General features: G+C 58.3%; 20 protein-coding genes. 13 read left to right on the top strand and 7 right to left on the bottom strand.

The features are described 5' to 3' along the window. Positions 1–11 precede the first annotated feature (11 nt). Entirely contained in the window at positions 12–572 is a 561-nt protein-coding gene (locus HNO86_RS05020; RefSeq protein WP_110966333.1) for a response regulator transcription factor, read from the bottom strand. Further along, positions 565–1,827: an ATP-binding protein gene (locus HNO86_RS05015; RefSeq protein WP_175375911.1), complete on the bottom strand. Its 1,263-nt coding sequence runs from the start codon at positions 1,825–1,827 to the stop codon at positions 565–567. The genes HNO86_RS05020 and HNO86_RS05015 overlap by 8 nt, the downstream gene beginning before the upstream one ends. Positions 1,828–2,057: 230 nt before the next feature. Here HNO86_RS05015 and HNO86_RS05010 point away from each other — a divergent pair, with 230 nt between their 5' ends. From HNO86_RS05010 to HNO86_RS04960, 11 genes are all read left to right on the top strand, one after another. Further along, the gene (locus HNO86_RS05010) at positions 2,058–2,774 is read left to right on the top strand and encodes an SIMPL domain-containing protein (protein WP_175375910.1); all 717 of its coding nucleotides are present in this window, start codon (positions 2,058–2,060) and stop codon (positions 2,772–2,774) included. A gap of 467 nt (positions 2,775–3,241) precedes the next feature. Further along, complete coding sequence (locus HNO86_RS05005) at positions 3,242–4,867, top strand: ABC transporter substrate-binding protein (protein WP_175375909.1); 1,626 nt, start codon at positions 3,242–3,244, stop codon at positions 4,865–4,867. Between the two features lie 307 nt (positions 4,868–5,174). Next, entirely contained in the window at positions 5,175–6,776 is a 1,602-nt protein-coding gene (locus HNO86_RS05000; protein ID WP_175375908.1) for an ABC transporter substrate-binding protein, read from the top strand. Between the two features lie 174 nt (positions 6,777–6,950). Further along, the gene (locus tag HNO86_RS04995) at positions 6,951–8,384 is read left to right on the top strand and encodes an OprD family porin (protein WP_175375907.1); all 1,434 of its coding nucleotides are present in this window, start codon (positions 6,951–6,953) and stop codon (positions 8,382–8,384) included. Between the two features lie 78 nt (positions 8,385–8,462). Beyond that, the gene (locus tag HNO86_RS04990; RefSeq protein ID WP_175375906.1) at positions 8,463–10,058 is read left to right on the top strand and encodes an ABC transporter substrate-binding protein; all 1,596 of its coding nucleotides are present in this window, start codon (positions 8,463–8,465) and stop codon (positions 10,056–10,058) included. A 73-nt stretch (positions 10,059–10,131) separates the two neighbouring features. After that, positions 10,132–11,142 (top strand): ABC transporter permease subunit, encoded by a 1,011-nt coding sequence (locus tag HNO86_RS04985; protein ID WP_175375905.1) that lies wholly within the window; start codon positions 10,132–10,134, stop codon positions 11,140–11,142. Positions 11,143–11,153: 11 nt separating this feature from the next. Beyond that, positions 11,154–12,083, top strand: coding sequence for an ABC transporter permease subunit (locus tag HNO86_RS04980; protein ID WP_175375904.1), 930 nt, complete (start codon positions 11,154–11,156; stop codon positions 12,081–12,083). Positions 12,084–12,093: 10 nt separating this feature from the next. After that, positions 12,094–13,062 carry an ABC transporter ATP-binding protein gene (locus HNO86_RS04975; RefSeq protein ID WP_175375903.1) on the top strand — a complete coding sequence of 323 codons (969 nt, stop codon included), beginning with the start codon at positions 12,094–12,096 and terminating at the stop codon, positions 13,060–13,062. Beyond that, entirely contained in the window at positions 13,062–14,030 is a 969-nt protein-coding gene (locus tag HNO86_RS04970; RefSeq protein ID WP_175375902.1) for a peptide ABC transporter ATP-binding protein, read from the top strand. Before HNO86_RS04975 ends, HNO86_RS04970 begins: the two co-directional genes overlap by 1 nt. Positions 14,031–14,320: 290 nt before the next feature. Next, positions 14,321–14,752 carry a DUF2087 domain-containing protein gene (locus tag HNO86_RS04965; RefSeq protein ID WP_175375901.1) on the top strand — a complete coding sequence of 144 codons (432 nt, stop codon included), beginning with the start codon at positions 14,321–14,323 and terminating at the stop codon, positions 14,750–14,752. Positions 14,753–14,821: 69 nt separating this feature from the next. Beyond that, a complete protein-coding gene (locus HNO86_RS04960) occupies positions 14,822–15,166 on the top strand; it encodes a transposase (RefSeq protein ID WP_256672549.1) in 345 nt (114 codons plus the stop codon). 23 nt (positions 15,167–15,189) lie between these two features. Here the strand turns inward: HNO86_RS04960 and HNO86_RS04955 are convergent, their stop codons facing one another. The 5 genes from HNO86_RS04955 to HNO86_RS04935 form a co-directional block, all read right to left on the bottom strand. After that, positions 15,190–15,441 (bottom strand): hypothetical protein, encoded by a 252-nt coding sequence (locus HNO86_RS04955; RefSeq protein WP_175375900.1) that lies wholly within the window; start codon positions 15,439–15,441, stop codon positions 15,190–15,192. Positions 15,442–15,603: 162 nt separating this feature from the next. Further along, positions 15,604–16,839 carry an MFS transporter gene (locus tag HNO86_RS04950; RefSeq protein WP_175375899.1) on the bottom strand — a complete coding sequence of 412 codons (1,236 nt, stop codon included), beginning with the start codon at positions 16,837–16,839 and terminating at the stop codon, positions 15,604–15,606. Next, complete coding sequence (locus tag HNO86_RS04945) at positions 16,832–17,782, bottom strand: hypothetical protein (RefSeq protein WP_372242512.1); 951 nt, start codon at positions 17,780–17,782, stop codon at positions 16,832–16,834. Before HNO86_RS04945 ends, HNO86_RS04950 begins: the two co-directional genes overlap by 8 nt. Before the next feature lie 91 nt (positions 17,783–17,873). Further along, positions 17,874–19,265, bottom strand: coding sequence for a DUF6002 family protein (locus HNO86_RS04940; RefSeq protein ID WP_175375897.1), 1,392 nt, complete (start codon positions 19,263–19,265; stop codon positions 17,874–17,876). Positions 19,266–19,535: 270 nt separating this feature from the next. Beyond that, positions 19,536–21,119, bottom strand: a complete 1,584-nt coding sequence (locus HNO86_RS04935; protein WP_175375896.1) for a peptide chain release factor 3 — start codon at positions 21,117–21,119, stop codon at positions 19,536–19,538. A gap of 395 nt (positions 21,120–21,514) precedes the next feature. On the opposite strand from HNO86_RS04935, the gene HNO86_RS04930 reads away from it, so the two are divergent. Both HNO86_RS04930 and HNO86_RS04925 read left to right on the top strand, forming a co-directional pair. Next, complete coding sequence (locus tag HNO86_RS04930; RefSeq protein WP_175375895.1) at positions 21,515–22,231, top strand: ABC transporter permease subunit; 717 nt, start codon at positions 21,515–21,517, stop codon at positions 22,229–22,231. Between the two features lie 21 nt (positions 22,232–22,252). After that, positions 22,253–23,146 (top strand): glycine betaine ABC transporter substrate-binding protein, encoded by an 894-nt coding sequence (locus HNO86_RS04925; protein ID WP_175375894.1) that lies wholly within the window; start codon positions 22,253–22,255, stop codon positions 23,144–23,146. Positions 23,147–23,156 lie beyond the last annotated feature (10 nt).

Below are 23,156 nucleotides of genomic sequence, written 5' to 3'. Positions count from 1 at the left end.
TCAGCGCAGGTTCAGCGGCGAACGGGACGTTTCTGCAGTTTGCGCTGCAGTGTGCGGCGGTGCATGCCCAAGGCGCGGGCGGTGGCGGAGATGTTGCCTTCGTGTTCGGTCAACACGCGCTGAATGTGTTCCCACTGCAGGCGGTCCACGGACATCGGGTTTTCCGGCACCAGGCTGTCGAGGTCGGCGTGTTCGGACAACAGCGCGGCCAGCACGTCGTCGGCATCGGCCGGCTTGCACAGGTAGTTGCAGGCGCCGCGCTTGATCGCCTCGACGGCGGTGGCAATGCTCGAATAGCCGGTGAGAATCACCACGCGCATTTCCGGATCCATTTCCAGCAGCTTGGGCAGCAGCACCAGGCCCGAATCGCCATCCATTTTCAGGTCCAGCGCGGCGTAGTCCGGCAGGTCGCCCTGGGCCAGGGTCAGGCCTTCTTCGGCGGAACTGGCGGTGCTGACGCGAAAACCGCGGCGAGCCATGGCGCGGGCCATGACCCGGGTAAAGGTCGCGTCGTCGTCGACCAGCAGCAAATGCGGCAGCTCTTCGCCTTCAACCTGGATGTCGTCACTCATGTTCGTCTCCTCGTGCGCCATGGGGCAGACGCAGCTCGGTGAGCGTGCCGCCTTCCTCATGACTATAGAGTTTCACTGAGCCGCCGGCGCGTGTCACGCTGGCCTTGCTCAAAAACAGGCCCAGGCCGAAACCTTTGCCCTTGGTGGTAAAAAACGGCTTGCCGATCTGCTCGGCGATGGCCAGCGGCACACCGGCACCGTGGTCGCGGATGCTGATGGTCAAGTCTTCGGGATTCCAGTCCAGGGTCACTTGCAGCCCTTCGGGACAGGCGTCGGCGGCGTTGTTCAAAAGATTCAGCAACGCCTGGGTCAGGTCCGGCGGCGGCGCCATGCGCGGCACCGTGCCCTGGCCCAGACGCTGGAAGCGGTAACTGGCCTCGGGGCGCATCAGGTGCCAGCGGTTGAGCGCTTCGTCGAGCCAGTCGGTGACGTCCTGCATTTCCACCGCCAGTCGGCGATTGGCCTCGGCGGCGCGCACCAGCTGCTGCAAGGTCTGTTTGCAGAGTTTGACCTGATCCTGCAGCACGCTCAGGTCGTCCTGCAGCATCGGGTCGTGATGGTCCTGACGCATCTCCTTGAGCAGTACGCTCATGGTCGCCAATGGCGTGCCCAGCTCGTGGGCGGCGCCGGCGGCCTGGGTCGCGACGGCCAGCAACTGCTGATCGCGCAGGCCTTCTTCGCGGCGAATGGCCCGCAGTTCTTCCTGGCGACGCAATTCCTCAGCCATGCGCGCGGCGAAGAAAGTGATCACCGCGGCGGCCAGGGCGAAGCTCAGCCACATTCCGTAGACCTGCAGGTTTTCCCGGGCGATCGGGAAGGTTTGCAGTGGATAGAAGCGCGCCAGCAGCAGGGTGTACATCGTCAGGGCGATGCCCGACAGAATCACCGAATAGCGCCAGGGCAGCGTCACGGCGGCGATAGTCAGCGGCACCAGATAGTAGGAGACGAAGGGGTTGGTCGAGCCACCGGAGAAATACAGCAAGGCGCTGTGGATAAACAGGTCGCAGGCCAGTTGTACGGCATATTCGAGCTCGGTCACCGGCCAGCTGGTGCGCAGGCGAACCGCCGTGAAGGCGCAGAGCAGCATCGAGCAACCCAGAGTCGCGGCCAGCTGGAACCACGGCAGCGGCAGCAGTTCGAGCCAGTAGGCCAGGCCCACGGAGCCGGCCTGGGCGGCCAGGACCAGGATGCGGATGAATGTCAGCCGCCAGAGGTTCTGGCGAGTGGCGGAAGTGATTTGAACGGGGGCGAGCATGAGCTCTCCTGATGAGCGCTCCAGGCGGATCGCAGGGAGTATAACCAAGCGCGGGGGCTGACAGGCAAAAGTGCGGCAAAGCGACACATGGGAGCAGCTGCAAGCCGCAAGCCGCAAGCTTTTAACTTGTAGCTTGTAGCTTGCAGCTTGAAACTTGCCGCTGCCCCATAGAGTCTGATGGTTGCACGCAGGCACGGACTATTGCCTGTGTATCATCTTTAGGAGCCTTCATGCACACATTCCGCCGCAGCGCCGCCCTTCTCGCCCTGAGCCTTGGCACCGTCGCCAGCCTCCCGGCCCTGGCCGCCGACGAACTTCATTACAACCAGATTTCCCTGCGCGCCGAAGTCAGCCAGGAAGTGGCTCGCGACCTGATGATCGTGACCCTCTACACCGAAGAACAGAACACCGACCCTGCCAAGCTCGCCGCCGACGTCAGCACCACCATGAACAAGGCGCTGGCCCAGGCCAAGCAGGTCAAGGACATCACCCTGCGCCAGGGCAGCCGCAACAGCTACCCGATCTACGACGCCAAGGGCCAGAAAATCACCGGCTGGCGTGAGCGCGCCGAACTGCGCCTGGAAAGCACCGACTTCGCCGCTCTGTCGAAGCTGACCGGCGAACTGCTCACCGACCTGAAGATGGGCGGCATGGACTTCGCCATCGCCACGCCAACCCGCAAGGCCAGCGAGGACACCCTGCTCAAGGAAGCCGTGACCGCATTCAAGGCCCGCGCCCAACTGGCCACCGATGCCCTGGGCGGCAAGGGCTACAAGATCGTCAACCTGAACCTAAACAGCAACGGCTTCCCGCAACCGTACATGCGCGCACCGATGATGATGAAGGCAGCCAGCATGGATGCGGCCCCGGTAACACCGGAAGTCGAAGCCGGCACCAGCCAGGTTTCCATGACCGCTGACGGCTCGATCGAAGTGCTGATGCCCTGATTCGGTAGCGGCACACAAAAAAGGCGATCACCCGGGGGTGATCGCCTTTTTTTCTGCAAACTGCGTCTATGCTCAATCTCGGGACGGGCAGTTCAACCCCAAAAAACGACATCAGTTGCACTTTGTACAACTCGCTGTCGAAGAACGATTGCGGTGCAACGATAACCACTCCCATTCAGCCCCACAGGACCGGGTTTAAATAGGTAACACCCCCGCCCCGTCCACGGGCAACCCAAGGCCGGAACGCACCAGAAAAGTGCACGAAATGCACTGCAAAAACGCCTCGCAAACGGTTAAATGCGTCAAAAATTATACAAATGCGACATTAAGGTACGTTCGTGCCACCGTTTAAGGCTTATAAACGCTCTGCATCTTGCATTGGGTATGGCCCCTGCATAAGTATCCGCAGGCACGACTCACGAGGTCGTCCTCAAAATCAAAAAATGACAACAAATCATGAGGCCACCATGCTCAAACAAGCGGTCATTCCGTTTTTAGTCGGCGCCAGCCTGTTGGCTAGTGCACCGTTCGCTCAAGCTGCGACTAACCTGGTGTTCTGCTCCGAAGGGAGCCCGGCCGGTTTCGATCCAGGTCAATACACCACCGGAACCGACTTCGACGCCTCTGCAGAAACCATGTTCAACCGCCTGACTCAGTTCGAGCGTGGCGGCACCGCCGTTATTCCTGGCCTGGCAACCAGCTGGGACGTCTCCTCCGACGGCCTGACCTACACCTTCCACCTGCGTGAAGGCGTCAAGTTCCACACCACTTCGTACTTCAAGCCGACCCGCAACTTCAACGCCGACGACGTGCTGTTCACCTTTAATCGCATGATTAACAAGGATGACCCGTTCCGTAAGGCGTACCCGACCGAATTCCCGTACTTCACCGACATGGGGATGGACACCAACATCACCAAGGTCGAAAAAGTCGACGACAACACCGTCAAGTTCACTCTGAAAGAAGTTGATGCCGCGTTCATCCAGAACATGGCCATGAGCTTCGCCTCTGTCCAGTCCGCCGAGTACGCTGCCCAGCTGCTCAAGGAAGGCAAGGCCGCCGACATCAACCAGAAGCCGGTCGGCACTGGTCCGTTCGTGTTCAAGAGCTACCAGAAAGACTCCAACATCCGCTACACCGGGAACAAGGACTACTGGAAGCCTGACGACGTCAAGATCGACAACCTGATCTTCGCCATCACCACCGACCCTTCGGTGCGCATCCAGAAGCTCAAGAAAGGCGAGTGCCAGATCACTCTGTTCCCGCGCCCGGCCGACCTGAAGGCGCTGAAGGAAGACAAGACCCTGAAAGTGCCTGACCAGGCTGGTTTCAACCTGGGTTACATCGCCTACAACGTGATGCCGCAGCTCAAGGGTCAAACCACTCCAAACCCGCTGGCCGACCTGAAAGTGCGTCAAGCGCTGGATATGGCGGTCAACAAGCCACAGATCATCGAATCGGTCTATCAGGGCGCCGGCCAACTGGCCGTAAACGCCATGCCGCCGACCCAGTGGTCCTACGACACCACCATCAAGGATGCCAAGTACGACCCTGAGAAAGCCAAAGAGCTGCTCAAGGAAGCTGGCGTGAAAGAAGGCACCGAAATCGTTCTGTGGGCCATGCCTGTACAGCGCCCATACAACCCGAACGCCAAGTTGATGGCTGAGATGCTGCAGTCCGACTGGAAGAAGATCGGCCTGAACGTCAAGATCCAGAGCTACGAATGGGGCGAATACATCAAGCGCGCCAAGGGTGGCGAACAGCAAGGCATGCTGATTGGCTGGAGCGGTGACAATGGTGACCCCGATAACTGGCTGAACGTGCTGTTCGGTTGCGACTCGCTCGAAGGCAACAACTTCTCCAAGTGGTGCGACAAGAAGTTTGACGACCTCGTCAAGCAAGCCAAGCGCACTTCGGACCAGGCCAAGCGCACCGAACTGTACAAACAGGCGCAACACGTCCTCAAAGATGCTGTTCCATACACACCTATCGCTCACTCGACGGTGTTCCAACCCATGCGCGCCGAAGTACAGGACTTCAAGATCAGCCCATTCGGCTTGAACTCCTTCTACGGCGTCAGCGTCAGCAAGTAAGTTATTGCAGCGGCGACGTTTCTGACGTCGCCGTTGCATTTGTCTGCCGAGAAAGCAGGAAATCGCCTACATCCAAATCGTCTGCTGCCTACAGTAGAGCGCTAGGACACGTCGTCTTTTCCCACACGTCTTTCGGACTATTCGTATTTACTGCCGGGCTCGCGGTACTTACCGTCGGGACCCGACCAGCTCATGCGTGGGTCATCGGTCACTACTGCTGTACGTCAATGGCTTGAAACCAGTGAGGCCTGCACGTTCCCGGACGGGACGAAGGCCCATTGTCAAAAACTGAACAAGAGGGAGCGTCATGCGCCATACCTTGGTTTTATCCGCATTGCTGGGCACCGGCCTGTTGGCCGCCACCTCCATGAGCCAGGCCGCCAATAACAGCCTGGTGTTCTGCTCCGAAGGCAGCCCCGCCGGTTTCGATACGGCGCAGTACACGACCGCGACCGACAACGACGCCGCCGAGCCGCTGTACAACCGCCTGGCAGAGTTCGAAAAGGGCGCGACCAATGTCGTACCTGGCCTGGCGACCAGTTGGGATATTTCCGAGGACGGCCTCAAGTACACCTTTCACCTGCGTCCCGGGGTGAAATTTCATACCACCAAGTACTTCACCCCGACCCGCGACTTCAACGCCGATGACGTGCTCTTCACGTTCAATCGCATGCTCGACCCGCAACAACCTTTCCGTAAGGCTTACCCGACTGAATTCCCGTATTTCAACGGTATGAGCCTGAACAAGAACATCGCCAAGGTCGAAAAGACCGGGCCGCTGACCGTGGTCATGACGCTCAACAGCGTGGACGCCGCGTTCATCCAGAACATCGCCATGAGTTTCGCCGCCATCCTCTCCGCCGAGTACGCCGACAAGCTGCTGGCCGAGGGCAAGCCGAGCGATATCAACCAGAAGCCGATCGGCACCGGGCCGTTCGTGTTCAAGAGTTACCAGAAAGACTCGAACATCCGTTACACCGCTAACAAGCATTATTGGGACCCGAGCCGCGTGAAGCTCGACAACCTGATTTTCGCGATCAATACCGACGCCTCGGTACGTGTGCAGAAACTCAAGGCCGATGAGTGCCAGATCACCCTGCACCCGCGCCCCGCCGACGTGCCCGCGCTGAAGAACGACCCGGCCCTGCAACTGATCGAGAAGCCCGGATTCAACCTCGGTTACATCGCCTACAACGTGCGCCACAAGCCATTCGATCAGCTCGAAGTGCGCCAGGCGCTGGACATGGCGGTGAACAAGCAAGGCATCCTCAACGCCGTTTACCAGGGCGCCGGCCAACTGGCGGTCAACGCCATGCCGCCAACCCAGTGGTCCTACGATGAAACCATCAAGGACGCCGCCTACAACCCGGAAAAGGCCAAGGAACTGCTCAAGGCTGCCGGCGTGAAGGAAGGCACCGAAATCACCCTGTGGGCCATGCCCGTGCAGCGCCCGTACAACCCCAACGCCAAGCTGATGGCCGAAATGCTCCAGGCGGACTGGGCCAAGATCGGCCTGAAGGTGAAGATCGTCAGCTACGAATGGGGCGAGTACATCAAGCGCACCAAGAACGGCGAGCACGACATCAGCCTGATCGGCTGGACCGGTGACAACGGTGACCCGGACAACTGGCTCGGCACGCTCTACAGCTGCGATGCCATCGGTGGCAACAACTACTCCATGTGGTGCGATCCGGCTTACGACAAGCTGATCAAGCAGGCCAAGGTCGTGACCGACCGCGAGCAGCGCACCCAGCTCTACAAACAGGCGCAGCAGTACCTCAAGCAGCAGGTACCGATCACGCCAGTCGCCCACTCGACGGTCAACCAGCCGTTGAGCGCCAAAATCGAAGGGTTCAAGGTCAGCCCGTTCGGTCGCAACGTGTTCTCGGGTGTCAGCATCGAAAAATAACAAAACCGTGTAGCCAAACGCTGGGGGCGCAATGCGCCCTCACGCAAGCGTATTGCCGTAATTCGCCCATTCGGCACCGAGCAAACGTTTGCAATGCGTAAATGAGTTCCAAAGCAAATAGCCGGATCACCCAATAAGACCGGCATAAAAAAAAGAAAGTAAGGAGCTTCACCCATGAAACTGAGCAGCACCGCGATACTGGCCCTGGCCATCAGCAGCGTGACCGCAACGGCTTACGCTGAGACCCAAAGCCAGGCGTTCACCCCGGTTACCGTCAATGAGAAGAGCGCTCAGGCGGAAGCGACCGGCTTCGTTGAAGGCCAGTCGATCACCGGTACCACCCGTAACTGGTACGCCAACGAGCAGCTGAAACGTGGCGGCAAGTTCGCCTACAAGAAAGACGGTGTATCGACCCCGACTGATCGTCGTATCAACTGGGTTCAGGGCACCATCGTCAAGTACAACTCGGGCTTCACCGAAGGCACCGTCGGTTTCAGCACCGAAGTGGCGGCCTACAACGCCATCGCCCTGGATCAGGACCGCAAGGACCTGGCGTCCAACAACGGTGGCGCACCGGGCACTCGTCCTGGCGCGGGCAACAACCGTACCCTGACCCGTGAAGGCGGTGACGCTGTCGGCCAGTGGAGCAAGCTGGGCCTGGCCAACGTCAAGGCCCGCGTCTCGAACACCACGCTGACTGCCGGTCGCATGAACTTCAGCAGCCCGATGGTCGACGTCATCGGTAACCGTGCGCTGCCATCGAGCTTCGAGGGTGTGGCGATCCACAGCGAAGAGCTGAACAACCTGCAATTCGACCTGGCCACGTTCGATCGCAACTCGCCGCGTACCGAAGAAAGCCAGCGTAAATTCCGTACCGAATATGCCAACGGCATCGTCGAGACCGATCACGTCTACACCGGCGGTATCACCTACACCCCGTTTGCCAGCCTGACCACCAGCCTCTGGGCCACCCAGGCCGAGGACATCTGGAACCAGTACTACTTCGGCGCCACTCACGTACTGGGCGACAGCCAGGTACTGAGCCTGACCACCGGCCTGAATTACTACAAAACCCAGGACGAAGGTAAGAAGCTGATCGGCGACATCGACAACGACACCTACTCCCTGTCGTTCGGTCTGACTCACCAGGCCCACACCCTGACCCTGTCGTATCAGGAAATCAACGGTAACGAGTACTTCGACTACCTGCACGAAACCAACGGTATCTACCTGGCCAACTCCCTGCTCTCGGACTTCAACGGTCCGAACGAGAAGTCCTTCCAGATCGCCTACGGCCTGAACATGGCCGAGTACGGCGTACCGGGCCTGAAGTTCAACATCTACCAGGCACGCGGCTGGGGCATCGACGGCACTCACTACACCGGCAACGGTGGCGTGGCAGGCAAAGGCTACGACGGCGTTCAGTCGATGGACGGCGAACACCACTACGAATACGGCATCGGTGCTTCCTACGCCGTACAGAGCGGCCCGCTCAAGGCCACCACTGTTCGCGCGACCTACACCGCTCACCGTGCCAGCGAAAACCAGGCCGATGGCAGCATCAACGAGTTCCGTCTCGTGACCACCATCCCGTTCAACATTCTGTAATGCACCGGCCGAACGGCTGATTCGACGAAGAATCGGCCGTTCGGCTTTTGTCCTTTAACCGATTGCAGAGGGTTCTTGATGAAAATGCTTCCCCTACGTGCGGCCATCGCAGCCGCCTTGCTGAGTGTCGCGGTTGGCGTGTCGGCCAAGCCGCTGGTGGTTTGCACCGAGGCCAGCCCCGAAGGCTTCGACATGGTCCAGTACACCACTGCAGTCACAGCCGACGCGGTGGCCGAGACCATCTTCAATCGCCTGGCGGACTTCAAGCCCGGCACCACCGATGTGATTCCGGCCCTGGCCGAATCCTGGGACATCAGTGAAGACGGCCTGAGCTACACCTTCCACCTGCGCAAAGGCGTCAAATTTCACACCACCGAATACTTCAAGCCGACCCGCGACATGAATGCCGACGACGTGGTCTGGAGCTTCCAGCGCCAGCTGGACCCGAACCACCCATGGCACAAACTGTCGAGCGTGGGCTTCCCGTACTTTGAAAGCATGGGCTTCAAGGAACTGCTCAAAAGCGTCGAGAAAGTCGACGACAACACGGTCAAATTCACCCTGACCCGTCAGGAAGCGCCGTTCCTGGCCGACATCGCCATGGCGTTCTCCTCGATCTACTCCGCCGAGTACGCCGACCAGTTGCTCAAAGCCAACAAGACCGGCGATCTGAACAGCAAGCCGATCGGCACCGGTCCGTTCGTCTTCCAGCGCTACAACAAGGACGCCCAGGTTCGCTTCAAGGCCAACCCGGACTACTTCCGCGGCCAGCCACCGGCTGACTCGCTGATCCTGGCCATCGCCACCGACAACAACGTGCGCCTGCAGAAGCTCAAGGCCAACGAATGCCAGGTCGCGCTGTATCCCAAGCCCGATGACATTCCAAGCATCAAGAAAGATGCGAAGCTGAAGGTCGACGAACTGAACGCGATGACCGTTTCGTACATCGCCATGAACACCACGCACAAGTACATGAGCGACGTGCGGGTGCGCAAAGCCATCGACATCGCCTTCGACAAGGAGGCTTACGTCAACGCGCTGTTCGGCAAGGGCAACGCTACCGTCGGCGTCAACCCGTACCCGGACACCCTGCTGGGCTACAACCACAGCCTGAAAAACCCGGCCCATGACCTGGACAAGGCCCGCGCCCTGCTCAAGGAAGCCGGCGTTCCGGAAGGCACCACTTTCACCCTGTTCACCCGCAATGGTGGCGGCCCGACCAACCCCAACCCGATGCTCGGCGCGCAGATGATGCAGGCTGACCTTGCCAAGGTCGGGATCAAGATCGACATCCGCGTGATGGAATGGGGCGAAATGCTCAAGCGCGCGAAAAACGGCGAGCACGATATGGTTTCCGCCGGATGGGCGGGCGATAACGGCGACCCGGATAACTTCCTAACGCCTATGCTCAGTTGCGAAGCGGCCAAGAACGGCGAAAACTACGCACGCTGGTGCAACGACAAATTCCAGGCCCTGATCGATCAGGCCCGGGAAAAAACCGACCCGGCCGAACGTGCTGCGCTGTACGAACAGGCTCAGGTCATTTTCAACCAGGACCAGCCATGGATCAGCATGGCGCACACTAGAATGTTCACCGCAATGCGCAACAACGTAGAGGGCTATCACATTAGCCCCCTCACCACGAATAACTTCGCCACCACCCAGGTGAAGTAAATAAGAAAACTCCCGGCAGGCCTGACCCAGGGCTGCCGGGCACGCCTAACCGGCTGATGAGGTACAACCCACGATGTTTAGTTTTATTGCCCGCCGACTGGGGTTACTGATCCCCACGTTCTTCGGCATTACGCTGCTGACCTTCGCGTTGATTCGCATGATTCCCGGCGACCCCGTGGAAGTCATGATGGGAGAACGTCGGGTCGATCCCGAAATGCACGCACAGGCAATGGAACGCCTTGGTCTGAACAAGCCTTTGTATGTCCAGTACCTGGATTACGTCGGCAAACTGGCCCACGGCGATCTGGGTGAATCCCTGCGTACCCGTGAAAGCGTCTGGACCGAGTTCACTTCCCTCTTCCCCGCGACCCTGGAACTGTCCATGGCCGCACTGCTGTTCGCCGGTATCCTGGGCCTTCTGGCCGGGGTGATCGCGGCACTCAAGCGAGGATCGCTGTTCGACCACGGGGTGATGGGCATCTCCCTGGCGGGCTATTCGATGCCGATCTTCTGGTGGGGCCTGATCCTGATCATGTTCTTCTCGGTGTCTCTGGGCTGGACCCCGGTATCCGGGCGGATCGACCTGCTGTACGACATCGAGCCGCGCACCGGCTTCATGCTGATCGACACGCTGCTGGCTGACGAGCCAGGCGCGTTCGCCGACGCCCTGCACCACCTGATCCTGCCGGCCATCGTGCTGGGTACCATCCCGCTGGCGGTGATCGCGCGGATGACCCGTTCGTCGATGCTCGAAGTGCTGCGCGAGGACTACATCCGTACCGCCAAGGCCAAGGGCCTGTCGCCGGCGCGCGTGGTATTCGTCCACGGCCTGCGTAACGCACTGATTCCGGTACTGACCGTGGTCGGCCTGCAAGTCGGCACCCTGCTGGCCGGTGCGGTCCTGACCGAAACCATCTTTTCCTGGCCGGGCATCGGCAAATGGCTGATCGAAGCCATCGGCGCCCGTGATTATCCAGTCGTACAAAACGGCATCCTGTTAATCGCTTGCCTGGTGATCCTGGTCAACTTCGTAGTGGACATCCTCTACGGCTTTGCCAACCCACGCATCCGTCATCAGCGCTGAGGTCAATATTCATGAGCACTCCAACTACTTCCTCAGTAGCCACCGCCGCACCTGCCGCGGATCAAAGCCTGCTGTATCCATCGCCGTACAAGGAATTCTGGCAAGCCTTCGCCAAGAACAAGGGTGCCGTCGCCGGCCTGCTGTTCATGCTGTTGGTGATTTTCTGCGCCATCTTCGCCCCGTGGGTGGCCCCCCATGACCCGAGCGAGCAGTACCGCGACTTCCTGCTGACTCCGCCAGCCTGGCTGGAAGGCGGGCAGATTCAGTTCCTGCTGGGCACCGATGAATTGGGTCGTGACCTGCTGTCGCGCCTGATCCAGGGTTCGCGCCTGTCGCTGCTGATCGGTCTGTCGTCGGTGATCATGTCGCTGATTCCGGGGATCCTGCTGGGTCTGTTCGCCGGTTTCTTCCCGAAAATGATCGGCCCGACCATCATGCGTCTGATGGACATCATGCTGGCCCTGCCGTCACTGCTGCTGGCCGTGGCGATCGTCGCCATCCTCGGCCCAGGCCTGATCAACACCGTGATCGCCATCGCCGTCGTTTCGTTGCCGTCCTACGTTCGTCTGACCCGCGCCGCGGTGATGGGCGAGCTGAACCGCGACTACGTGACCGCCGCGCGCCTGGCCGGTGCCGGCCTGCCGCGCCTGATGTTCGTGACCGTGCTGCCAAACTGCATGGCACCGCTGATCGTTCAGGCCACCTTGAGCTTCTCCTCGGCGATTCTCGATGCCGCCGCCCTGGGCTTCCTCGGCCTTGGCGTACAACCGCCAACCCCTGAGTGGGGCACCATGCTGGCCTCGGCCCGCGACTACATCGAACGCGCCTGGTGGGTAGTGAGCCTGCCTGGTCTGACCATTTTGCTCAGCGTGCTGGCAATCAACTTGATGGGTGACGGCCTGCGCGACGCGCTGGACCCGAAACTCAAGAACGCCGCCTGAGGAGATTCCCATGTCATTGCTAGAAATCAAGAATCTCAACGTTCGCTTCGGCGACAAGAACGCCACGCCAGTGGTCGACGGTCTCGACCTGAAAGTGGACAAGGGCGAAGTCCTGGCCATCGTTGGCGAGTCCGGTTCCGGCAAGTCCGTGACCATGATGGCGCTGATGGGCCTGATCGAGCACCCGGGGATCGTCACCGCCGACGCCCTGAGCTTCGACGGCCAGAACATGCTCAAGCTGAGCAATCGTCAGCGTCGGCAGATCGTCGGCAAGGACCTGGCCATGGTGTTCCAGGACCCGATGACCGCGCTGAATCCGAGCTACACCGTCGGTTTCCAGATCGAAGAAGTGCTGCGCCTGCACCTGAAATTGTCCGGCAAGGCCGCGCGCCAGCGTGCGATCGAGCTGCTGCAAAAGGTTGAGATCCCGGGCGCGGCCAGCCGCATGGACGCCTACCCGCATCAACTGTCCGGCGGTATGAGCCAGCGTGTCGCAATCGCCATGGCGATTGCCGGCGAACCGAAACTGCTGATCGCCGACGAACCGACCACCGCTCTGGACGTGACCATCCAGGCGCAGATCATGGATCTGCTGCTGGCGTTGCAGAAAGAGCAGAACATGGGCCTGGTGCTGATCACCCACGACCTCGCGGTCGTGGCCGAGACCGCCCAGCGTGTGTGCGTGATGTACGCCGGTCAAGCGGTGGAAGTCGGCCAGGTGCCGCAACTGTTCGACATCCCGGCGCACCCGTACAGCGAAGCGTTGCTCAAGGCGATTCCGGAACACAGTCTGGGCGCCTCGCGCCTGTCGACCCTGCCGGGTATCGTGCCGGGCCGCTACGACCGTCCACAGGGCTGCCTGCTGTCGCCGCGCTGCCCATACGTGCAGGACAACTGCCGCGCGCAGCGTCCAGCCCTTGACCCGAAAAGCAACAGCCTCGCCCGCTGCTTCTACCCGCTGAACCAGGAGGTGGCGTAATGGCCGTCGTACTTACCGCCCGCGACCTGACCCGTCACTACGAAGTGTCCCGTGGCCTGTTCAAGGGTCACGCCACCGTGCGCGCCCTCAACGGCGTGTCGTTCGAGCTCGAAGCCGGCAAGACCCTGGCGGTCGTGGGTGAATCGGGCTGCGGCAAATCCACCCTGGCCCGCGCCCTGACCCTGATCGAAGAGCCGTCCTCGGGTTCGCTGAAAATCGCCGGCCAGGAAGTGGCCGGCGCCGACAAGGCCCAGCGCAAGCAACTGCGCAAAGACGTACAGATGGTGTTCCAGAGCCCGTATGCCTCGCTGAACCCGCGTCAGAAAATCGGCGATCAGCTGGCTGAGCCGCTGTTGATTAATACCAATCTTTCCGCCACGGAACGTCGCGAGAAAGTCCAGGCGATGATGAAGCAGGTGGGTCTGCGTCCCGAGCACTACCAGCGTTATCCGCACATGTTCTCCGGCGGCCAGCGCCAGCGGATCGCCCTGGCCCGCGCGATGATGCTGCAACCGAAAGTGCTGGTGGCGGACGAACCGACCTCGGCACTGGACGTATCGATCCAGGCGCAGGTGCTAAACCTGTTCATGGACATGCAGCAGGAGTTCAACACCGGTTACGTGTTCATCTCCCACAACCTGGCGGTGGTGCAGCACGTTGCCGATGACGTGATGGTGATGTACCTCGGTCGCCCGGTGGAAATCGGTCCGAAGGAGGACATTTACGCCCGCCCTCTGCACCCCTACACCCAGGCACTGCTTTCGGCGACACCGACCATCCACCCGGATCCGTCCAAGCCGAAAATCAAGATCGTCGGCGAGCTGCCCAACCCGCTGAACCCGCCACCGGGCTGCGCGTTCCACAAACGCTGCCCGTACGCGACCGAGCGTTGCATGGCCGAAGTGCCGGAACTGCGACCGCTCGACAACCGCCAGGTGGCGTGCCACCACGCGGAGCAGTTCTTGTAGAAGCGCCGAAAAACACTGTGGGAGCGGGCTTGCTCGCGAAGGTGTCAGTCGACTTGTTTAGCGCCTGACACACCGCTTTCGCGAACAAGTCGAATGGTCGTACCGCCGCTCCCACAGTTGATTTGCGTACACCCCACCCCTTCTACTTCGATTGAGCCTCAGTCGAGGCAGAAGGGGTTTTCTTTTACGGGCAGTGCCCAAGCGAAACGTCACGGAAGCCGCCATACTGGCTCATTCGTGTTAAACAACGCCGCTAAAATGCAGCCCCAAAAAACAAAAGGAGCGAGACATTGGACAAGGAGCTTTCAACGGATTTTGAGCAGTTCGTCGAGACGCTGACGCGCTTGAGCAACAAGAACGGTTTGACCCTTGGCCGTTTGAATCGTCAGGAGCTGGCGGTCATGCTCTTGTACATCAGTTCTGCGCTCAAGCCCGGCGAACGCTATAGCGAACGCGAGGCGACCACGCGGCTGGATCAATGGAAAAACCGGTTCGCCCCCATGCTGCGAAGCGATGTCGTGGAGTTGCGGCGGACGCTGATCGATAGCCACTACTGGATTCGGGAACCCGACGGGCGCGGTTATGAACTCGACGTGACCGTTGTCGGCAATCCGGTATTCATCCGGCTGGTTGAGGAGCAACTGCCAACGCGCATCGCCGAACAGCTGCTGGCGTCCGCCCGCGTGCGCGAAGAGCGCAAGACAGCAGCGCTGCGAGGCTGAAACGGGTCAGGGAGGAGAACTCCTGACGTTCTCCTCCCTGATCTGGCCTATTGCACTCTGCAGGTTCACTTGCAGGATTTGTTGCAAGCCAACCAATCGTTGATGACGGTGTATTTGATGAAGGCTGAGCTAAAGACATTCTGGACAACCAGTACAGCCTGGGTTTGGAGGTCGGCCTGGAAGCAATGGCTGCGCCATGCTCATGAAAGCGAAATCCCAGCCCTGATCCAGTTTGCCAAGCGGCTGAAGGGGTACTGGCGAGGCATCGTGAGCCGGGTTCGCTGGCCGATGCATACCGGCCAGTTGGAAGGAATAAACAATCGAATAAAGGTCATCAAGCGGATGGCGTACGGTTACAGGGATAGCGAATTCTTTTTCATGAAGATCAAGAGCGTGTTTCCCGGTAATCCGTGAAGAACCTTTATTTTGCCTGCGATTTACGTCTGGCTATCACCTTCCTCATCGGAGTCCGGCTCATCGGTGGTCGAGTCGTCATCGCCTTCGCTGCCACCCTGCCCCTTGTCACCCGGTTCCGACTCGGACTTGGCAATCATCATCCCACCGTGACTCACCTGCCCGCTTGACGCCTGGGTCTCATGATCCTCGCATTCGGCCCATGCCATTGACGCCCCGAAGGACAACATCACCAACACCTTCAGCAGCAATAAAACGCGTAACAATCTGTTCATGACCGACTCCATCCGTTCGCGGGTGAGACATGTGTGTAACCGGTTGACCTCAATGAAATCTAGTTCCGATCGGCCGGGTTCTCCAGATAGGGCGCTAACGAACAGGCGGAAAATGCCGTGGATACAGAGACTGGTTTTGAATAAGGTGTATTCCCAAACTTACTAAATAACTGTCTCGTTCCTTAGAGAGGAATCAGCAACTGGAGGGGCAGTGCCAAGACGTGTCGCCAGGTAAATCAACGGCATGGAAAAAATAGCCAAAGCAGCGTTTACCGCCCAGACACTATGCCCGCCAAAATGCCCATACAAATGACCGCCGAGTGTCGGCGAGACTAAAACACTGGTACTCCAGCACATGGAAAAAATCCCAAAGTAAAGGCCGCTTTTCCCTGCTTGCGCACGCTGCATAACCAACATGTTCAGCGTGGGCATGAAAAAAATTTCCCCAAGCGTCCAAACAACCGTCGATACACTGACATAAAAGAGCCCCGTTCCCCATGGCAACATCCCAAAACCACAAGCCAGCAACAACGCGCCTGCCAGCAATTGCCGACGCGCGCCCCATGATTCACTTAGATGCGAAATCGGGATTTGCAGCAAAACCACGAGCAACGCATTGAGAGCAAATTGCCAGCCAATGACTTCGGGCCCCAACCGATAATAGTCAAGCAAATAGTTTCCCAACACGCTGTAGACCGGCTCGAATGCAAGACCGAGTAAAACAGAGGCTGCCAGCAACCAGAGAAATGGCTTGTCTCGAAAAGCGGTGCCCTGTCCTGAAGCTGTGTCTTGAGTTGCTTCCGAGTTCACTGTTTGTCGATGAATTGTCGCCTGGATAAACCAGACCAAGGCCAACAATGTCATCATCGCACTGACAAAAAAAACCCAGCGAAAATCACTTTGCGCCAAAACCCCACCTATCACTCCAGCAACCGCCATACCGAGGTTACTCGCAACACGATTTAAAGACTGTGCACGAACACGCTGGGCTACTTGGCAATACTCCATGATCAAACGCTGATGGAGCGTACGAATTGCTCCATCGATAGCGCCACCGAACAGCAGCAACCCAGCCAGTATTGGTACGTCAGTAACCAGCCCCAATAAAACCAAAATCCACGCCGAAGCAAAAAACAACCATGCAGTAAGCCGCGACGGAGAGAAATGATCACTCAGGAGCCCACCACTCATTGACCCCACCAGCAATCCTGCTCCGTAACCGGACAACAACCATCCAACCGTTTCAAAAGGCAGCCCCAGTGCCTGACGCAAGTACAGCGCAATGAACAACTTCGCCATGGCGCTCAAGCGACTGATGAAGATCAGCGTAGCGAGAACCCAGGCCATATAACAGAAATAGCCATCCGGCTTGATGAGATGAATAAACCGACTATCCATGCCACTGATCCAAGTTACGAAACACTTGGCTGTGAATACCCTTTGAGGCGTAAGGAATATCTGAACGAACCTCGTGATTCGCGTCGAAAAAATATTGAGCCTGGAGCCGACCATCAGCGTCCAGGCCTATCAAAGGGTTGTTGATCAGAAATTTTCGGACTGAAGCACAAAGAGCAGGTACTCGAATCAGTATTCGCCACTGCCCAAAGGCGTTCTCTGGGATGACTGCTTGAGCCCCAAAGCGCTTTTTGTATTGGAAAGTTCCTTTACTTAAAAATGGCTCACAGCCTTGAAAGTCGACCCAGTCAATGGATGATTGATTGGAGGCCCACTCAAGGATCGAGTGATAAACAAAATTTTGCGCTCCGTTTGCACGGTAAACTGCACTCCCGTCTCTCATCCCGATCAAACGCGCATTTAAAGTACGCGCTGGCCAGTCAATCTGAGAGACACTGCCCGCGACCCAATCAGTATGCTTTTTTATACGAAACAACACACCCCGTTTAAATAAACTCGAAAAAGCGTCCTGTTCTTCCACACTTCGAGCGAAAGCACCGTAGCGAGCACTCATCGTCGGAACATGCATGGTGCGATAAAACGAGAAAAAATCCGCATCCGCAATTGACACGTCAAACTGAAAACCTTGATTTATCGATTGAGTTCTACGTTTGACTTCACGATGAGAGAGTTGCCCAAGTACCTGCTCCCAACCAGCAGAAACGTCGACCTTCTGGTGAATTCTGCTGAGTCCGACAATATCGCCCTCCCGTTGATATTGCTGGACGACGTCCAAAGAAGCCATCAGCAAACTGATCTCAGCTTTATTTTGTTTTACAAAGCCACCAATTTGCTCCCACTCCATCAATCCTTCTTGAACTACAGACGGTTCCTCAAAAAAGCCTTGGGCTACAAAAGGAGCAATGTACTGCAATCCTTCTTTCACCCCAAGGTACGTAAACCGAGCCGGTTCTCCAGCTCGGGAGCACCCACTGTAGATGCGAAAGTGGCAGACTGTTTTCTGGCTCATTCGCAGATCAGCGCTCATCGTTATTTCGGTTACGAAGAGCCTCTATCATCTCGTCGGCATCTTGTATGAATATCAGCCCGTCATGCGGAACGACCTCATAATCCCCAAGACAGTAGGTACCTGACGCATGAATGGTGTAACCGTCCACGCCCTCCAATAGCTGCCGATCTATCGCATTCAAACAACCGGTCATTGCCATCACCAACGACCACTCCTTCAGGTCGCGCGGATCCTTGGGCAATCTGATAGGGGTATTGGCGAGCAACTGCACGCATTCGCTGTAGCGTTGCATGCACTCATGCAGCGAAACGACAACTCCAGAGCCACCGCTGGCCTTGATATGCCGGGTCATTTCCACAGCGGTAGGTGGCAAGTGCGTGTAAAAAGTGGGTTCGAGGGTCTCGTCAGGGCTCCAAGTCGTAGAGGGAAAATGCGCAGATTCCGATTGCTCCCACAAACCGTTTTCAGCCTGCTTATAGGGTGGAGTGGAACCCCCTTCAAAATTTCCATCGAGTAAATGTAGAACCATGTCACTGGTAGCCAAGTGTTGAACCAATAGAAACGAAGGAGTGGATACCTTTTTTCTCAGACGTTTCAGTACGTCTACACCAGAGCAATACCCCAGAAGCCCATAGGCGCTCGATACCGCATGCACGTGCACTGTCTTGCGATCAGTGTCCCAGGCATCACCATACTCGAAATCAAAAAAGGCCCGGACCTGATCAGAAAACCGGTAATTTTCCAGTCGTAGGGAATGCCATAACTTCGACCCAACCGCTGGTTCGTTTTTGAAGAGTTCCTTGAATTGACGCCCAACAACCTTCACCGCTTCCGGCGAGTCGGTATCAAGGACAAATATAGGATTCAAGGCACGCAACCGAAGGTCATCGTAGAGTTCTGTTCTACGTAACTTCTCGATCGTCTGTGCAGGTGTCAGCGTAACGATTCTTAATTGTTCGGGGTGAACCAGCCTGGCTTTCAGCGCCCGCAGAACTGCATCTCTTAACGCAATAGCCTTGTTGCCGGACGAAGGGGAAAATAACAGGATGCTTTCGCCAGTCTCCTGAATATGTCGAACGGCCCGAGCGACAATCAAAGTCGACGCAAAAGTCTTGGTCGTTTGCGTGTTTTGGTTTTGCCTCAAATCAAACAAGCGCAGCGGTATATGTCGATAGTGACCCAACTCAAAAAATTGCGCAGTCGCAACCGAGAGAAAAGACTGCATGCGGGTATCAAGGGCAGGCAACCTCATGGATGGCTCGAAGCCGTCGTCGTTGCTGACTAACTCGAAATCGGATGAGCTGCCGACTATCAGATCGTAGTAACGCTCAATAACAGATACAGGTACCTCAGGTCGGCTGCCTGATATTGCATTTGAATCGGTATTCATCACATCCATTTCCTTGTGCTCCCGAGCTTTGAAAGTCACTACTCGCAAATTCCTGTTCAACGCTAGGTACAAAGAAATTACTTGTCACGGGTAATAAACCCCAAAAAAATGAAAACCAGAATCAAACTACAAAACTCGAAATAAGGAACTACAGAAATATCTGACACGAGGATCAACGCGAACGGGTTCCAAATTCGTCAGCAGGGCACAGTAACGGTCAGACGCAAAAAAGCCCCGAGGTTTTCACGTCGGGGCTTTTTGTATATTGCAGCTCAGCGCTTAGTGATGCTCACGCGTTGCGCGGAATTTCACGTCCGGCCAGCGTTCTTCCATCAGGGCCAGGTTGACGCGGGTCGGGGCCAGGTAGGTCAGGTGACCGCCGCCGTCCAGTGCCAGGTTTTCCACGGCCTTGTTGGAGAATTCCTCGAGCTTCTTCTTGTCGCTGCAATCGACCCAGCGCGCGGAGTAAACGGTGATCGGCTCGTAGGAGCACTCGACCTTGTATTCCTCTTTCAGGCGGCTGGCCACCACATCGAACTGCAGCACACCGACGGCGCCGAGGATGATGTCGTTGCTGCGCTCAGGGAAGAACACCTGGGTCGCGCCTTCTTCGGCCAGCTGTTGCAGGCCCTGGCGCAGTTGCTTGGATTTCAGCGGATCGCGCAGACGCACACGGCGGAACAGTTCCGGGGCGAAGTGCGGGATGCCGGTGAAGCCCAGGCTTTCGCCTTCGCTGAAGGTGTCGCCGATCTGGATGGTGCCGTGGTTGTGCAGGCCGATGATGTCGCCGGCATACGCCTCTTCCAGCTGCTCACGCTCGGAGGAGAAGAACGTCAGGGCGTCGCCGATGCGCACGTCCTTGCCGGTCCGCACGTGGCGCATCTTCATGCCTTTTTCGTACTTGCCCGAGCAGATACGCATGAAGGCGATGCGGTCGCGGTGCTTGGGGTCCATGTTCGCCTGGATCTTGAAGATGAAGCCCGAGAACTTCTCTTCCACCGGCTCCACGGTGCGCTCGTTGGCCACACGCGGCAGCGGACGCGGCGCCCAGTCGACCACGGCGTCGAGTACGTGATCGACACCGAAGTTGCCCAGTGCGGTACCGAAGAACACCGGGGTCATCTGACCGTCGATGAACTCCTGCTGGTTGAATTCATGGCAGGCGCCCTGTACCAGTTCCAACTGCTCGAGGAAACGCTCGTACTCGTCGCCCAGGTGCGCGCGCGCCTCGTCGGAGTCGAGTTTCTCGATGATCTTGGTTTCAGTGCGTTCGTGACCGTGACCGGCGGTGTAGACAATGATGTAGTCGCCCGCCAGGTGATACACGCCCTTGAAGTCGCGGTAGCAACCGATCGGCCAGGTGATCGGCGCCGCCTTGATCTTCAGGACTGCTTCGATTTCGTCGAGCAGTTCGATCGGGTCGCGGATGTCACGGTCGAGTTTGTTGATGAAGCTGACGATCGGCGTGTCACGCAGACGGCAGACGTCCATCAGGGCGATGGTCCGTGGCTCTACACCTTTACCGCCGTCGAGCACCATCAGCGCCGAATCCACCGCGGTCAGGGTGCGGTAGGTGTCTTCGGAGAAGTCTTCGTGACCCGGGGTGTCGAGCAGGTTGATCATGTGCTCGCGATACGGGAACTGCATGACCGACGTGGTAATCGAGATGCCCCGCTGCTTTTCCATTTCCATCCAGTCGGAGGTGGCATGGCGGTCGGACTTGCGGGATTTCACCGTACCGGCCACCGCAATCGCCTTGCCCATCAGCAAGAGCTTTTCGGTGATGGTGGTTTTACCGGCGTCGGGGTGGGAAATAATGGCGAAAGTGCGGCGTTTCGCGACTTCGGCGGCCTGTCTGGTCATGGGAAATCGCCTGGCGGTGATCAAAAAAGGGCGGCGAGTATAGCTTAAAAAGTAACCGACGGACCACCGCTCATAGACGACCCATCACCTGTAGGAGCTGCCAAAGGCTGCGATCTTTTGATCTTGCTCTTAAAAACAAATCAAAAGATCGCAGCCTTCGGCAGCTCCTACAGGGGGTAGTCAAATGTTTCGAAATATGGAACCTTTTAAAAGGTGAAGACGTCCACTCCCCTGTTACGACCACTCGTCAGGGAAGCTGCAACATCCGCAAGTCAGCCTGACGAGGCTGTGCTCATGGCTCATTGAGCCGCTTCTCGCGAACGCCCTGCCCGGCAGCCAATGACGGCCTGCCACACGGGACTGCGTTCGCCGACAAAGAAAAAAGGAGTCCGCCTGTGGCTATCCACCATGGCAAAGGGCTGATAGGAGGCGCGCTGGTAATCGCCCTTCTGGCCCTGCTGATCCATTGGATCGGCGTCGAAACGATCGAACATTACCGCGACGATTTGTTGTTTTACCTGCAAGCCCATCTGCTGCTCGTCCTCGCGTCCATGCTGGCCGCCCTTGTCGTGGGCCTGCCTGCCGGCATCCTCCTCAGCCGTCCGGGCATGATCGGCCGCGCCGAACGCTTCATGCAGTTCTTCAATATCGGTAACACCGTGCCTCCTCTCGCCGTTCTGGCCATCGCCCTGGGCATCCTCGGCATCGGCAGCGGCCCGGCGATCTTCGCCCTGTTCCTCGCCTCTTTATTACCCATCGTGCGCAACACCTTCGAAGGCCTGAAAAACGTTCCGGCCTCGCTCAAGGAAGCCGCCACCGGCATCGGCATGACTCCGCGCCAGGTGCTGTGGAAAGTCGAATTGCCCAACGCCGTGCCGATCATCGTCGGTGGAGTGCGGGTGGCGTTGGCGATCAACGTCGGCACCGCACCGCTGGCGTTCCTGATCGGCGCCAACAGCCTGGGCAGCCTGATATTCCCCGGCATCGCCCTGAACAATCAGCCGCAATTGCTGCTCGGCGCGGCCTGCACCGCGTTGCTGGCATTGCTGCTCGACGGCCTGGTGACAGTCGCCAGTCGCCTCTGGCTCGAACGCGGTTTGCGCCCGTCTTAAGCCCAGGCAAAGGAATAAATCATGAAAAAAGTATGCTTGATTCTAGGCGGCCTCCTGCTGCTCGCAGGATTTGCCCAAGCGGCTGAACAGCCCCCGATCCGCATCGGCGCCCGGGTGTTCACCGAACAGACCCTGCTGGCGGAAATCACTTCGCAATACCTGCGCGCCAAGGGTTACGAGGTGCAGGTGACCGGCGGTCTGGGCAGCAACCTGGCCCGCAGCGCCCACGAAAGCGGCCAGCTGGACATGCTCTGGGAGTACACCGGGGTGTCGCTGGTAGCCTACAACCACGTCACCGAAAAACTCGACAGCGAACAGTCCTACGCCCGGGTGAAAGAACTCGACGGCAAAAAGGGACTGGTCTGGCTGACCCCGTCGAAATTCAGCAACACCTATGCCCTCGCCCTGCCAAAAACCGTCGCGGACAAGTACCCGCAGGTCAACAACATCAGCGACTTGAACAAGGAGCTGCGCGAGCAAGACAACAGCAGCAACCTGGTGGCGCTGGACACCGAATTCGCCAACCGCTCCGACGGCCTCGACGGCATGGTGCAGCTGTACGACATGAACCTGTCGCGCAAGAACATCCGCCAGATGGACGCAGGCCTGGTCTACACCGCACTGCGCAATGGTCAGGTGTTCGCGGGACTGGTCTACACCACCGACGGCCGGCTCAACGCCTTCAAGCTCAAATTGCTGGAAGACGACAAGCACTACTTCCCGGACTACACCGCAGCGCCGGTTGTCCGCCAGGCCACCCTCGACGCACACCCGCAACTGGCCGCACAGCTCAAGCCGCTGGCTGAACTGTTCGACGACAACACCATGCGCGAGCTGAACGCGCGGGTGGATGTCGACCACCAGAGCCCCTCCACCGTGGCCGCGGATTTCCTGCGCCAGCACCCGATTAATTAAGAAGGAAAAG

The organism is Pseudomonas sp. C1C7, assembly GCF_013359595.1.
Taxonomy (GTDB): domain Bacteria; phylum Pseudomonadota; class Gammaproteobacteria; order Pseudomonadales; family Pseudomonadaceae; genus Aquipseudomonas.
This window is presented reverse-complemented; position numbering and strand designations above follow the sequence as displayed.